Here is a 13,649-nt window from a genome sequence, read left to right on the forward strand (position 1 = left end):
TATAAAGAATTGTGCAAAGTAACAGCTATTTATATTATAATCAATATAAATATTGATTAACTAGAAGAGGTGAAGTATGGCACTACGTGATGTATATCCAATAAAGTACTATAGCAAGGAAGGTTTTGTAGAACGAAAACTTGAGATCAATGAGGAAGAACTACAGGAAATTATAGATGAATACTTAATGAGAAATGCTGATTTTGATTTTGATGAAGTCGAGATCATAAATAACCGTCCGATGAATATCTGGCTATACGCCAAGTGTAGAAAATATATTGACCCAGATAATCCTGAAGAAGACGAAGCACTGAATGAAGTGGAAGTAGAAATAACTGGAGACTATGACGAAAATCCTACATAACATCTACAACCTCAAAATCACGGGGTTTAGGCTTAAGACCCTCAGTAGTGAGATATGATTTTTTACTATTTTTTAGGAGGTTATTTTTACATTAGTCGTTGCCGTACCCCAATAGTACCTTGGTATTGTGTTACTTTTACTTTGTTTTTTATACAACAACTATAAAGTCACTCAGTATAAATAATTAGAAATTTGAAGGTACCGCTTATTATGGAATAATATTTTTTTAGGTATAAATAAGCATCTTTTTTTGATGATTTATGTGCCTTTACAAAGAAATATAGTAAAAAAGTGTCATATAACTGCTTTTCATGTATTATATATGTTGAAGTTAAAAGTGTTAATCGAATATATTATTTATTTTATTAAAAGTATAATTTATAACATTTGAAAGGAGCATGTTTAAATGAATATGCTAATAGCAGAAGATGATAGAATACAAAGGGAAAATCTCAAGAAAATGCTTGGAGAGATAGATAAGAGCTTAATAATCTATGAAGCAGAAGATAAGGACGAGGCTTTGAAAATTTCAAGAGAAAATATTATAGATATTTTTTACATAGATATTGTTTTAAAGAATTCTTCGGGACTAGATTTATCAATAGAAATTAGAAAAATATATAAATATGAATTCAGCTGGATTATTTTTTTGACAACGCATGTAGAATATATAACTCAAGCTTTTAAGGAAGTTCATTGCTATGATTATATTTTAAAGCCATATGATAAAAAAGATTTGATAAATATGAGTAAAAAGATTATTTTACGTCAAGGCATCAATACTGTAATCAAGAGAAAGTATGTTGTTTTTAACTTAGGAGATGGTATTTTCATAAAGGTATATATAGATGAAATAATTTTCATTGAAGTGTATATTAGGACATGTACTGTACATACCAAAAGGGCTAAATATGAAGTAAAAGGACTTTCGTTAAAGCAGTCTTTAACATTAATTAACAGTGATTATATTATTCAATGTCATAAATCATTTGCCGTTAATATAAATTATATAATCAAAATTGAAAAATCAACTATAAAATCTTATAAAATATTCTTTGAGAATTATGAAGAAAATGTTATTTTAAGCTATAAATATAAAGATGTGATTATGAAAAGTTTTAAAAATAACGGAGTAGACATATTGCCACTAAGCAATGGTGGGAGTGATAATGGATATAATTAAAATATTTATAGATACTTTTCTTGAGGAAGTGTGTATTTTTATTATATGGTCTAAGGTTAGCTTAATAGATAAAGATTTTCTTAAAAAGAATCTAGTTATAATATCAATTGGAGCATTAGTAACATCATTAACCGGATTTAATATATATTTTAACATGGGCATTAGTTATTTAACTATAATACTTTTAGTTTGTATAATGTATAAGAAAAAATTTATTATAACAACTATAGAATTTTTTATGATTTTAGCTTTAATTATGATAATGCAGCTCATCGGTATGTTTATATATAATAAATATATCGGTAAATATCAATCGGAGTTTTCAATAGATACTATTATACAGCTAATAATAGTGGTTTTCTCAGTAGGCGTAGCTTATTTTATTCCTATACTAAAAAAACGTTTGATTTATGCTATAAATATAAGAATTTTATTTTATTTTATAATAAATCTATTAAGTTATATATTAATATTAAAAATTATATGGAATTATGATAGGGATTTAGTTCTTAATAACATAGTAGAATTAATTTTTACAATAATTATTGTATTCTCTGTTAATATATTATTGTATTTTTATATAATAAAAGTTGAACAAGAAAAAAAAGAATCCAAAGTTCAAGTCAGGTATAGTGAAATTTTAAAGAATATAACTGAGGAGCTTCGTGCAAGACAACATGATTTTAAAAATCATTTAAATGTTATGAATGGATTAATTGAAACTACAAATAAATTTGAATTAAAGGGTAAGTTAAAAGATTATATAGGTTCATTAAACAAGTCTATGATAATGCTAGAAGACATTGTATACATGGATAACCCAGTAATTAGAGCTATAATATATAATAAACTGAGTGAAGCAGATAACAAAAATATAAAATTATTATATAGCGTAAATAATTCATTTACTAGTGTAAATGTAAAGGATTATGAATTATCAGAAATATTAACTAATCTTATAGATAATGCATTTGATGCTGTCGAGAATCAAGACGGCGAAAAAATAGTTTCTGTTAAAATATATTCGGAAGATAAATCAAACATTATTGAAGTTATAAATAGTGGAATAACTTTAAAGTTGAATAATGTTAAAATAATATTCGAGAGAGGATTCTCAACAAAAAATGGTAACAATAGAGGGTATGGTCTTTATAATGCAAAAAAGATAGTTGAGCGAACAGGTGGTAGAGTTCAACTATCTTTAGAGGCTGATTCAACAATTTTTAAATTATTTATTAAGTAAGCTTTCGGGTGGATCTATTTCTCCGAAGAAACCTAGGCTGGCAGTATTAGTTATAATACCAGCAACAGCAATTAAACACAATCCTAGCATGTTTATAATATTAGATTTTTTAAACTTTTTCATATTTACATCTCCTTGTTTGTATATAATAATGGTAATGACTGTAGTGAAATAGTGGCTATGCCACAGTTCAAGTAGGTTGAAGTTGTTATATAGAAAAGTAAAATATATATCCAAAATATTGAAAAAGAGATTGCTAGTATTTTTAAATACAGCTTTCTTTTTTTCTTTTTTATTGGTCTTTTGGGATTTGGGTATGGTGCTCTTATAATTATTATTGAAAGACTTAATAAACTTAATAAGCAGTAAACTGATAGACTTAATTTAGGTAATATAGGTGCAATTATTGTAGTCAAAGTAAAAAAAAATATTGTCCACATTAAGCAGCCTAATGAAGTTTTTGCATGTAGTCCACAAGAAAAAAATCTTATTGATAATAAAACTATCATTGAAAACAAAAGATAGTTCAACTTGCCAATTATACTAAACAAAATAATTAAGATTATGAGCTTAAAAACTTCATTTAAGATAGTAGTTAATGAGTATTGTATTTGTTCTAATTCTTCTATCTTATTAAATCTGCTATTACTTTCTATATAACATGTAAGATTATAAGCAAGTTTATTTATCATTTTAAATTCACCTTTAACAACTTATTTATATTTATAAAATAGCATAAATAAACAATTATGCAAGTGATTTTGCATAAAAGGTAAAATTTACAGCATAAGAAGATAAATATGCAAGATTAGAGATGTTATGCATAGAAATATACCTTTGATGTATTTTTTATTGTTTTTTGTTAAAAATCTAGTAGAATTTGGTTTGTAGGATTCTTACATCAAGATATATCTTAAATTTTGTTATAAAAAATTATAAAATGGGGGGAAGTAAAATGAATTTAAAAAGTTTATTAAAAACAGGGGCTTTATGTACTTGTTTAGCAATTACAAGTAGTACATTTTTTTCAGTTGTAGCAACATCAGCATTAACTAGAAACACACCATCATATAATCTATATGTTCCAAGGGTTGGAGGCAATGCTTATTCAAATCCAGCAGCAAAGGTTAGTGCAGAAAGTGCTGTGAACAATAATACAAGTAATGGTGGTGGTAAAACACTATATTCAACAATAGATTTTGGTACAAGTAATGTATCAGGTGAGATTAAAACAACTACAGGGAGTAGAGTCATAATACCATATAACTCAGGTCAAAACATATCAGGTAAAAGCTATAGGTTAATGATGGAAACTAGTGTATTTGAAGCCGCTACAATACAATCACAAGGGACTTGGTCTCCAGATCTTGCTCCAAAATAAAAAATTAAAATGCAATATAAATATAAAAGCACTCAGCTAGTGCTTTTATATTTATATACTTTTGTATAAAATTATTAATTTAAATGATTCTGGAATATATAAAGGAGTTTAAATATGTTAAAACTAATTAAAATAGATTTAAAAAGAGGTTTATTCTCATATTCGTTTCTTTTAGCTTTAATAACAGGAATAGTAGCATCATTTTATGGCACTCTACCTTCTATATTTAGTTCTAGAACGGATGTGATTAATCTATTTACTAAAGCATCTGGAGACGGTTCAGGAGCAATATATATATTGCTCACTTTCATAATAGTGCAAATACCATTATCAACTTCTTATGTTACAGAAAGAGACAACAATTACTTAAATTACATTCTCTCCAAAACAACAACTAAAAAATACTTATTATCACGATTTATTTCCAATTTTCTTGCTGGTGGAATCTTGCTTTCATGTACACTAATAATAGTTTTGGGGATATTAGCTATATTTTTCCCGTTTTGTACGAATTTTAATTTATATATTTCAAATCAGACATTTAAAGGTTACTTTGAACCAGTGTTTATGTATAGTCCTCTTATATATTGTTTAATGATCATAGGCTTTAACTTTTTATTTGGAGGGGCCTACGCTTCCCTAGGATTAGCTATATCTTCGATAACAAATAACAAGTATATTACCATAGCATGTCCATTTATCTTTGCAATTATGTATACTTTTTTTATTGACTTTGTAAATCTTGAATTTTTATTACCATTAACGTGTCTTGTTCCTTCATATGTGCCTAACGCTACCATTTTCACTATCATAGGACAAATGATTATCTTATCTTTAGTAAGTCTAATTTTGTTTGTTTTTGGATTTTTTAAAAAGGGAGAAATCTATGTGTAATATTATAATTAATTCTACAATTCAATCTTTTAAAATTAATATATTAAATAAAGTAAGAATAAAAATCATTGTATTTGCTATTATTATTCTAATCTTTTCTAGTATATCTACCATAGCTAAGTATAAATTTAATTTTAATTTAGATAATTTCAATATATATAATTTTATTATGTATATAATAAATAATCCTCTTAATATTATTTTTATTATCACGAATTGTTTTCTTTTACTAATAATAGATTTGGGAAGGTTTAAATCAAATGAATCTTTTATGATGCTAAGATGCGGTTCAAGATTAAACTGGTACATGTCTAAGGTATTATGCATTATACTTAGTGCTATTTTTTTGAATATATTGATAATTTTACTTATTGTTATTTCAGGTATTATAAAATTCAATATGAAAAATTTATGGAATAGTAATATTGTTATTTTGTCTTCTACTAATTATAATTTTAACGTAATTTTTAATTTATCAAAGGAACTGATATTAACGTTTGCTCCATTACAATCAGTGCTTATTTCAATAGGTCTTTTAACATTTTATCTAATTGTTATAGGTTTATTGAATTTTATAATAAACGTGACATCAAAGAATACTGCTGTCGGATTTATATCAATAGAAATTATTATATTTTTTTCTCTCATCATATATAAAAAACAATTTTTAGATAATACTTTAGATAAATTTACATTAATAAAAAATGTACTTTTACAAAACCATACGTTTGATAAAATAACTGCTGCTAATTTTTTAAATTCGTTACTTTTTTCATTTTTATATTTTGGATTGATCTCTATAGTGTTGAAAGTCGTTGGACTAGCACTAATCAAAAGAATTGATTTAGATACTAGAATAAATAATTAACAAGGCCAAAATAATACAAACATAAAGAAAGGAGACCTAACTTAAAGCAAGAAAAATTCTTGACAGTTGGGAAAATTAAAATGAATATAATTGAAATTACAAATCTAACTAAAAAAATCAAAGGAAATACAATTCTAAACCTTATTAATCTTAGTATAGAAAAAGGTCAAACTATTGGAATAATTGGAAGAAATGGTTCAGGTAAAAGCATGCTTTTTAAGGCTATCTGCGGTTTTGTAATACCAACATCAGGCACAATTGAAGTGCTTGGCAAAAAAATAAACAAAGATGTAAGTTTTCCAGAAAAGACAGGTTTTATTATAGAAAACCCAGGATTTCTCCCTCAATATAGTGGTTTTAAAAATTTAAAGATACTAGCAGATATACAAGGAATTATTACTAATGATATGATAATAAAATCTTTAACTGATGTTGGACTTGATCCTTATGACAAAAAAGCTGTAAAAAAATATTCATTAGGTATGAAGCAAAGGCTTGGAATTGCACAATCTATAATGGAAAATCCTGAGTTGCTAATTCTTGATGAACCAACCAATGGATTAGATAAAGATGGAGTTAAGATTATCCATTCTCTTTTAAAAAAAATTAAAGAAAATGGAACTACAATACTAATGGCAAGTCATAATCCTTTAGACATTGAAATTTTATGTGATCATGTATATGAAATGGATAAGGGGGTACTTTCACTTCAGCACTAACCTTTTTATGATTTTATAGTGTTGCTTTATACTTAATCATTACATAAAAAACAACTTAATTTCATTATAATTAGATGTGTTTATATTAAAATAATTTTTCATGGAGGAAAATGTTGAAGCTATTGATTAAAATTTTAAAAAAAGACTTTGCAATATTTTTCAATATTTCGAACATATCCTTAATTATACTTTCATTTATAGTAATTATCGTTAGTAGTATTTCTGAAATTAATGCTTTCATTGTATCAGGAAAAACCTATATATCTTTAGAAGATGCAATGTTTTTAGCGTTCAGAGGACCAGGAAATGAATACACCTTTTTTCAATTGTTAAAATGGTTATTACCTATATTAATAGTGCTATTTATTTTTGGTAGAATGACTAATGTCGAACTTAACAACGGATATATTTATGCAATTTATCGATTTGGTAACAAGCAATCTTGGTTGAAAGGAAAGTTTGTATTTATTTTTTTATTCTCTTTCTTTTATTATATATGTCTATATGGAATTTCATTAATAGTTTTTTTCTTTAAATTTCATTTAGATGGTTCCTTTAGTTATTACCTTATAAGTTCAGCTGAAATGAATATTAGTATTATAAAATATGTAAGTCCTTTAATTCTGTTACTTATTATGTTAATACTTAATATAATATCGTGTTTTGGAATATTAATTTTACAAATACTAATTTCTATCATTACAAAAAAAGCTTATTATGGATTTTTATTTTCAATTATTTTAGCCCTCATTAGTTTAACTTCAAATAAGCTATATTACAAGTTAGATGTTTTTTTTCCTCTTAATTATGGTATCGCAAATCGTTTTAATACAGTAACTTCATCTGGATATATATGTTATTTGTACATTTGTTCCATATTTTTGCTATTGATGTATATTGGAACTTTATATGTTAAGAGAAATGAAATATTTGAATAACATGGGGTATGGCACCGATTCTTGTAAAAAACCATGGTATGAGTAAAATATTTACATTTAAGCTAGATATATATCCGAAACTGTCTATATAACATACTTTATATAGACAGTTTGCATCAAAAAAGAGACTTAATAAATAAGATTTACAGGTTTATCCTACATAAAACTATCTATATAAGTATTTAAGGTGACTAAAAAACTTAATCATAAACTAATATATCTAAGTGTTTTCAATGGATAAACGACATAATTTACAATTTTTTACTCCTGCTATGGTTTTTTACACGAATCGTTTCCATATGCCTATATGTTTTACCTGCTCCTGAAGCACCTAAAATGATTATATTATGCTTCTCTTGGATATAATTGCAGGTAGATAATCTTGTAACCTGTGGTTTGTCAAGCTTCCTATCTGCATGATATTCTATATTTTCAATGCAGGCATCATTTAAACTAAACTCTGACTTACGGATAAGCCTTGTTAACTTATTGTTTTGCCTCCTAGACCATTCTGTGTCAATAATAAGACCAAAACGCTCTTCGAAGGACAGATCCCTAAAGGCTGGATCTAGCAACTGATTGCGATAGGATTCTGCCATAGCATTAAGTTTTAATTCATTAAATTTTGTAACCGTAGGTTCATTTACCATTATGAATTCCTCCCATAATAGTCTGCACCTCTAGTAAATCCAAAATCATCAGAATCACTACTTTTTGTGCTAATTTCCTCTTTTAAAATTTTATCTTGACCTGTTTGTAAAATTGTTTGTACGCTCTTATATCCAGGTTTTGGCGTGTAAGATAATGCTTTTTCGCAAGCAGCTTCAAGCCTATTAATAGAATATTTATCTGCTAACTTTAATAATGCCATACACCCTTTATAACCTTGTTGTTCTATCTTGTGAACAGAAAGAATTGCTTTTATTACTATGCTAGTATTGTAGCCAATACTTTCAGCCCAAGAAATAAATCTTTCTGAATTCCATGTAATATACTTTTTATGATCTTCAGGCATATGATCTTCTACAGTATTATATTGGCCTTCTCGGCCATGTAATTTAGGGTGTGAACATATACGGTTATTATTATAAAAGATCTCTATTACATTGCGTGTAATACGTACATCTACTTTATGTTTAATGTATTCATAAGGTACGCTATAGTTCATTTTATCCACAGATATATGATAGTTATATTGGACAGTGGCAGTCTTCCAAGTAGCTAATTCATATTGGGTGTTTTTGCCCATCCCCCCGAAAAGGTGGAATAGGCAAATTACTAATCAGGTAATACCTGGAGCTGAGCCAGTTTCTGAATGATTACATCCATGTTGATAGGCTCAGGGGTTTTATTAAACTCATATCGACCATAGAGATTAATATGCTGCCATGCAACTGGAGAAATATGTTTTAACACATCTAAATCTTGACCATTACTTTCTCTGTAGTCTAACATATTAGATAATATGCTGGCATTATAATAAATGATGCAATTTGCTAATAGACGACTACATTCACCCCATATTTGTTGTTCCTGTTCTGTTTTGAAGCGTAATTTCCCGAAATTTGCATGAGATACAGCTCTGCGCAATTTGTGATAACTCTCGCCCCTATTTAGTGCACGTTGTACATTTTTACGTAGTGGCAAAGAATCAATATAATCAAGAAAATATAAACTTTTAAGGATATTGTCATACTCCCATAATGCGCTCTTGGTTTTGTTTTTACGTGCATAAGCACTGAGCTTTCCAATTATAATACTCTGCGTTGTTGACTTAAGAGCAAGTGACAATATTATACGCTGAATATTCTCCCACTCTTCCACAATTAAATCAGTATTGATTTTTCTTACAGGTTTTATTAATATATCGCCGTAGTGACTTGGCTGATTAAATCCATAAAAAGATTTACTTACTTTATTGTAGATGTCTTTATACCGAGGTGCAAAACGATAATCAAAAAAGTGTAGAATAGCAAAATTAACTTCATTGGCTCCATGTGTATCAGTAGAATGAATATCAGTCTGGATATCACTTGTGTTGTTATATAGAATATCAAAGACATAATGGCTTTCATGCTCGTTAGCACCAATGATTTTAGCATTAACAGGTACATGATTAGCTACCAATGTGTAAGATACAATTCCTTTTTTAAGCCCAAAATATTTAGGCGAGTGGCGAGAATTAATGGTGTTAATATTAGTTTCAAATTTTTGTCCATCACTACTTGAATGGATGACTTCATCAATATCATAGTGTCTAAATATTGGTAGCTTAGCAGTAGCGTTACTTACACGATCATTTGCCTCTTTAAGAGTTTCCAATCTAATAAAGCTATCAGATGTAGCAGAGAGCAAAGAAAAACTAATATCTGAAATTTCACCCATCCTACCTAGTCCCATATTTGTGCCCCAAGCAGTCAGACACGCAACTATAACTCGATTTTCCTTGGTCTGCTTGGCATAACGTCCCAAAACATGTTCAAATGCGTCAATGAACTGACAATGCTGATTAACATAATGCAAAACGCTCCCAATATCAATCTGATTTAATGCAGCAAAAAATGAATGATTGGTAGATTCAGGGTCACTTACATACGGAAGTGTCCAATGGGTGTTTAATCCACGTTTTTTTATTAGAAGATGTTCATTATCACCTGATGCAATTCGTTGATTGACCTCTATAATACGAGTTTCTAATTTATCCTCAAGTTCCATTAAATGATTGAGTATAGGTTTATTAAAAATGCTTAAACCAGCCTCAGCTATCAACTTTTCTTTCTGCTGCCATTGACAGTTATCTAACAGATCATCCTCAAAGCTTCGAAACCTAGCACTGTCTGGGCAAAAAATATCCCCAGCTTCCAAACTATTTCTTAAGAGACGATAGACTAAAAATTCATAGCGATCCACTATTAAAACTTTTTGCCCGTTGTTGTCTTGTTTATAAATATACTGTGTTATTCCATCAGGTATAAATTGACTTGGCAAATCATCATATGGATATTGTGAAAGTGATTTGTTCTTGATAAAAGCCTCTTTCATAAAATTTATGGCATCAATTAATGGATCGTCAATTAAAGTGGCTGCAAAATAAACCATTAAAAGTATCTGGCGTAAATGTCGCTTAAACTGGAGAGATAACTTATCAATATGTTCCCATTGAAAATTAGTTTCATCAAATTTGACATTTGTGACAATTTGATCAGTTATATCTACAAGCTTTTGACGTTCTAAAATAGAAAAAGCCTTAGCCTGGACATCCCTGAATGGTGTATTAATTTCCATTCTATCATCTGTAAATATCTTAAGTACCAGACCAACCTTTTTCATGTTTTGATTGCTCTCTGTAGCGAGCACATATATTTGCTCTTTAGCTGTGCATTTAGCTTCATCAATATAATGCCTTACGTTATAAATGAGAGTGTTTATAAGATTGTCATTCATCCGTTGATATCTGTGATAAATAAAACATAATAGGTAAATGTATACTATCCATTCATTAAATCTCTTGAGTTTGTATACAGAGTAATAATCTACCAATGAGGAATAATATTTTACACTTTCGTTAGAAATACCTAATGTCGGAAGCAAGTTCTTAACAATCTTATATAAAAGTTGTATTTGCTGGCCACGGTTGATTTCACGCTTTATTTCACCAACACTAAAATCTTTTGGCTCATGTTTAAGTTGTGTTATTTCATATAATCCTTCAGAATCTGTTAATAGCTTCTTCAAGTTTTCAAGATCAAATTGTTTCAATTGATTTTTCATAATAGTAATTAACCGATTTTGTTCGTAATTTATTGCTTTGCCTACTGTTTCTTGCATAAGGCTATACCCTGGAATAACAATATGATGCTCAGATAAATAATTGATAATTTCACGAAAAATAAATATTGGTTTACCGCATACAGCTACCGCCGTACAAGCTTTTTTATCCAATTGTTCTCGTATTTCAGAATCACAAATATGGTAGGTGAATAGTTGAAGTATCATTTGTTGTTGCTTTAGCCTGGTAGACTTATCAATTGAACTCATATCAACCATTTTAGTATTGTAAAAATGTTGCTGTAACACATGGTTAAGGTCTTCCTGAACTTCATTCAAGTCGAAGATAAAAAACAGGCGTTTGGCCTTAAAATAACCTAGTTGCAATATAAAATAAGCTCGGGATTTAGTTGAGCGCAATACCTCTAATAAATCCTTCTCCGGTTTGGAAAGCGAAAAATAATCGTATCGGTCTTCATAAGTAAAGCAAGGTCTGCCATAAATACTTTCTAATTCATTTTCGCCAAGAATTCTAAGGCGTTTTTGTTCAGTGTTATTTTGCTCAGTATCCATATATTCACCTTTCTTGTCCATTAGTGTATTTCAAAAAGTATACCTTTTGAAATGGTGATATTATTATACTTTTTATATGTCAAAACTTCAACATTTTTATATATGAAACATTTCAAATAGAATGTATACTTATTGAAGTGTTATTATGATTTTCATATAAAGTTTAAGAAGGAGCTACATAGGATGAGAAGTTTTTTTTATGCAAGAGTAAGTAGTAAAGACCAATCTGTAGAAAGACAAGTTTCTACGGCTAAAGACCTTGGAATACAGGATGAATACATATTTATAGAAAAAGCGAGTGGTAAAGATTTTAAGAGACCTGAATACCAGTTAATGAAACGTATTCTTCGAAGTGGTGATATTTTATACATCAAATCGCTTGATAGATTAGGAAGAAATAAACAAATGCTCTTAGATGAGTGGAAGGATCTTATAAAAAATAAAGAAGTTGATATAATTGTTTTAGATATGCCTTTGCTTAATACAACAAAATATAAGAATATGAAAGGTATAGAAGGTTTAATGGTTGATTTGATACTACAGTTACTAAGTTATATGGCGGAGGATGAACGTACAAGAATAAAAGAAAGACAAAAGGAAGGTATTAGCATTGCGATGAAAAAAGGAATCAAATTTGGAAGAAAAAAAATACCTATTGATGAAAACTTTAAAGCTGTTTATAGTAAGTGGAAGCAAGGTAATATAACTGCTGTAAAAGCTATGGCACTTGTTGATATGAAAAATAATACTTTTTATAGAAGAGTTAAAGAATATGAATCAATTTAATAATAACAAACCTATTTAAGGGGTAGAGTACGCAAAAATGATATTTCGTACGCTAAGAAAAATACGGCCCCCTAAATATAACAATTTAGGTTTTAATATGGTTTATTTAAAGATTTAACTATTTAAAATGTCCACTTTGACTTAGATAATCAATGTAATGTATTTGCATATATTACATAAAACAATACATTCAAATGTACAATAAGGAAAAAGATTTTACTTAAATCTACTATAAGCCTATATATATCAACGATTTATGCTATTTTTACGAATGTGATTTTTTGCTTAAAGGATTACATTTGTTTTTGAAATTATTAATACTGAATTCAAAAGAAGGAAAAACATAGAGGTCACTATAAATTAATGGCCTCTATGTTTTTCCTTCTTTTTCCGCTCATGTATTGCAAATTGCCTTTCTTTTTCTTGTTCATTTTCTTCTCTTGAAATCTTTTTTCTTTCTACCTTGTTTGTTTCTTGCTGCAATTTCATAGCGAGTTGTGCTTTAGTTCCTATTCCATTATTTTCTGTTTGTTTCTTAATTTGTTTTTGAAGTTTTTTAGGATTTATTTTTTTATTTTTAAATTCATTAATTGATAAAGAGTTACTAAACCTTAAATTACAAAATTCTTTTAATACAAAATCATACAATTCATAATCTTTTGGCTCAGAACCAAATACAACTTTTGAAACTTCATATTTTTTTTCGGATATTCTCTCAAAAACACCTACCCAAAACATACCTTCAAAAAATACAGTAAACTTAATACTAACTTCCATTTTAAATCTCCTCCTGATATGTAAAACTGAATATAGAAAATGGACGACCCCAGGAGGGAAGGATACTGCTATCTATACCCATATAGATAGGTTTGGACTACCAACCAAAACTGTGTTTTTATTTCTAATTATATAATACTATATTTACACTTAAT

14 protein-coding genes and 1 pseudogene are annotated in these 13,649 nt (G+C 28.1%); 9 read left to right on the top strand and 6 right to left on the bottom strand.

Annotated elements, in window-relative coordinates; genetic code table 11:
- Positions 1 to 76: 76 nt before the first annotated feature.
- The 3 genes from KPL37_RS01110 to KPL37_RS01120 all read left to right on the top strand — a co-directional run bounded on the left by KPL37_RS01110 (position 77) and on the right by KPL37_RS01120 (position 2,790).
- Complete coding sequence (locus KPL37_RS01110; RefSeq protein WP_216145386.1) at positions 77 to 364, top strand: hypothetical protein; 288 nt, start codon at positions 77 to 79, stop codon at positions 362 to 364.
- A 406-nt stretch (positions 365 to 770) separates the two neighbouring features.
- Positions 771 to 1,547 (top strand): LytR/AlgR family response regulator transcription factor, encoded by a 777-nt coding sequence (locus KPL37_RS01115; protein WP_216145387.1) that lies wholly within the window; start codon positions 771 to 773, stop codon positions 1,545 to 1,547.
- Positions 1,534 to 2,790, top strand: coding sequence for a sensor histidine kinase (locus KPL37_RS01120; protein ID WP_216145388.1), 1,257 nt, complete (start codon positions 1,534 to 1,536; stop codon positions 2,788 to 2,790). The genes KPL37_RS01115 and KPL37_RS01120 overlap by 14 nt, the downstream gene beginning before the upstream one ends.
- Here the strand turns inward: KPL37_RS01120 and KPL37_RS01125 are convergent.
- Both KPL37_RS01125 and KPL37_RS01130 read right to left on the bottom strand, forming a co-directional pair.
- Positions 2,776 to 2,913 (bottom strand): hypothetical protein, encoded by a 138-nt coding sequence (locus KPL37_RS01125; RefSeq protein WP_216145389.1) that lies wholly within the window; start codon positions 2,911 to 2,913, stop codon positions 2,776 to 2,778. The genes KPL37_RS01120 and KPL37_RS01125 overlap by 15 nt on opposite strands.
- Positions 2,914 to 2,915: 2 nt before the next feature.
- A complete protein-coding gene (locus tag KPL37_RS01130; RefSeq protein WP_216145390.1) occupies positions 2,916 to 3,482 on the bottom strand; it encodes an accessory gene regulator B family protein in 567 nt (188 codons plus the stop codon).
- 263 nt (positions 3,483 to 3,745) lie between these two features.
- On the opposite strand from KPL37_RS01130, the gene KPL37_RS01135 reads away from it, so the two are divergent.
- The 5 genes from KPL37_RS01135 to KPL37_RS01155 all read left to right on the top strand — a co-directional run bounded on the left by KPL37_RS01135 (position 3,746) and on the right by KPL37_RS01155 (position 7,590).
- The gene (locus KPL37_RS01135; RefSeq protein ID WP_216145391.1) at positions 3,746 to 4,171 is read left to right on the top strand and encodes a PALP domain-containing protein; all 426 of its coding nucleotides are present in this window, start codon (positions 3,746 to 3,748) and stop codon (positions 4,169 to 4,171) included.
- Between the two features lie 114 nt (positions 4,172 to 4,285).
- Positions 4,286 to 5,065, top strand: coding sequence for a hypothetical protein (locus KPL37_RS01140; RefSeq protein ID WP_216145392.1), 780 nt, complete (start codon positions 4,286 to 4,288; stop codon positions 5,063 to 5,065).
- A 400-nt stretch (positions 5,066 to 5,465) separates the two neighbouring features.
- Positions 5,466 to 5,933 carry a hypothetical protein gene (locus KPL37_RS01145; protein WP_216145393.1) on the top strand — a complete coding sequence of 156 codons (468 nt, stop codon included), beginning with the start codon at positions 5,466 to 5,468 and terminating at the stop codon, positions 5,931 to 5,933.
- A gap of 80 nt (positions 5,934 to 6,013) precedes the next feature.
- Positions 6,014 to 6,652, top strand: coding sequence for an ABC transporter ATP-binding protein (locus KPL37_RS01150; protein WP_216145394.1), 639 nt, complete (start codon positions 6,014 to 6,016; stop codon positions 6,650 to 6,652).
- A 113-nt stretch (positions 6,653 to 6,765) separates the two neighbouring features.
- A complete protein-coding gene (locus KPL37_RS01155; protein WP_216145395.1) occupies positions 6,766 to 7,590 on the top strand; it encodes a hypothetical protein in 825 nt (274 codons plus the stop codon).
- A gap of 251 nt (positions 7,591 to 7,841) precedes the next feature.
- Here the strand turns inward: KPL37_RS01155 and KPL37_RS01160 are convergent, their stop codons facing one another.
- From KPL37_RS01160 to KPL37_RS01170, 3 genes and pseudogenes are all read right to left on the bottom strand, one after another.
- Positions 7,842 to 8,240: an ATP-binding protein gene (locus KPL37_RS01160; protein WP_246578082.1), complete on the bottom strand. Its 399-nt coding sequence runs from the start codon at positions 8,238 to 8,240 to the stop codon at positions 7,842 to 7,844.
- A pseudogene (locus KPL37_RS01165) lies at positions 8,240 to 8,827 on the bottom strand (Mu transposase domain-containing protein); the annotation flags it as partial. The pseudogene KPL37_RS01165 and the gene KPL37_RS01160, both read right to left, overlap by 1 nt.
- A 41-nt stretch (positions 8,828 to 8,868) precedes the next feature.
- On the bottom strand, positions 8,869 to 11,952 hold the full coding sequence (locus KPL37_RS01170) for a Tn3 family transposase (protein WP_216145396.1): 3,084 nt from the start codon (positions 11,950 to 11,952) through the stop codon (positions 8,869 to 8,871).
- A gap of 162 nt (positions 11,953 to 12,114) precedes the next feature.
- Here KPL37_RS01170 and KPL37_RS01175 point away from each other — a divergent pair, with 162 nt between their 5' ends.
- Entirely contained in the window at positions 12,115 to 12,717 is a 603-nt protein-coding gene (locus tag KPL37_RS01175; protein WP_216145397.1) for a recombinase family protein, read from the top strand.
- 360 nt (positions 12,718 to 13,077) lie between these two features.
- On the opposite strand, the gene KPL37_RS01180 is transcribed toward KPL37_RS01175, so the two are convergent.
- Positions 13,078 to 13,494 carry a YjdF family protein gene (locus KPL37_RS01180; RefSeq protein WP_216145398.1) on the bottom strand — a complete coding sequence of 139 codons (417 nt, stop codon included), beginning with the start codon at positions 13,492 to 13,494 and terminating at the stop codon, positions 13,078 to 13,080.
- Positions 13,495 to 13,649: the final 155 nt, after the last annotated feature.

Source organism: Clostridium frigoris (assembly GCF_018861865.1).
GTDB classification, from domain to species: Bacteria; Bacillota; Clostridia; order Clostridiales; family Clostridiaceae; genus Clostridium_AD; species Clostridium_AD frigoris.

What these genes read in the sequence shown, in the direction of transcription:
- KPL37_RS01110 (WP_216145386.1), top strand. Translation starts at nt 77, where the DNA reads ATGGCACTACGTGATGTATATCCAATAAAGTACTATAGCAAGGAAGGT.
- KPL37_RS01115 (WP_216145387.1), top strand. Translation starts at nt 771, where the DNA reads ATGAATATGCTAATAGCAGAAGATGATAGAATACAAAGGGAAAATCTC.
- KPL37_RS01120 (WP_216145388.1), top strand. Translation starts at nt 1,534, where the DNA reads ATGGATATAATTAAAATATTTATAGATACTTTTCTTGAGGAAGTGTGT.
- KPL37_RS01125 (WP_216145389.1), bottom strand. Translation starts at nt 2,913, where the DNA reads ATGAAAAAGTTTAAAAAATCTAATATTATAAACATGCTAGGATTGTGT.
- KPL37_RS01130 (WP_216145390.1), bottom strand. Translation starts at nt 3,482, where the DNA reads ATGATAAATAAACTTGCTTATAATCTTACATGTTATATAGAAAGTAAT.
- KPL37_RS01135 (WP_216145391.1), top strand. Translation starts at nt 3,746, where the DNA reads ATGAATTTAAAAAGTTTATTAAAAACAGGGGCTTTATGTACTTGTTTA.
- KPL37_RS01140 (WP_216145392.1), top strand. Translation starts at nt 4,286, where the DNA reads ATGTTAAAACTAATTAAAATAGATTTAAAAAGAGGTTTATTCTCATAT.
- KPL37_RS01145 (WP_216145393.1), top strand. Translation starts at nt 5,466, where the DNA reads ATGAAAAATTTATGGAATAGTAATATTGTTATTTTGTCTTCTACTAAT.
- KPL37_RS01150 (WP_216145394.1), top strand. Translation starts at nt 6,014, where the DNA reads ATGAATATAATTGAAATTACAAATCTAACTAAAAAAATCAAAGGAAAT.
- KPL37_RS01160 (WP_246578082.1), bottom strand. Translation starts at nt 8,240, where the DNA reads ATGGTAAATGAACCTACGGTTACAAAATTTAATGAATTAAAACTTAAT.
- KPL37_RS01170 (WP_216145396.1), bottom strand. Translation starts at nt 11,952, where the DNA reads ATGGACAAGAAAGGTGAATATATGGATACTGAGCAAAATAACACTGAA.
- KPL37_RS01175 (WP_216145397.1), top strand. Translation starts at nt 12,115, where the DNA reads ATGAGAAGTTTTTTTTATGCAAGAGTAAGTAGTAAAGACCAATCTGTA.
- KPL37_RS01180 (WP_216145398.1), bottom strand. Translation starts at nt 13,494, where the DNA reads ATGGAAGTTAGTATTAAGTTTACTGTATTTTTTGAAGGTATGTTTTGG.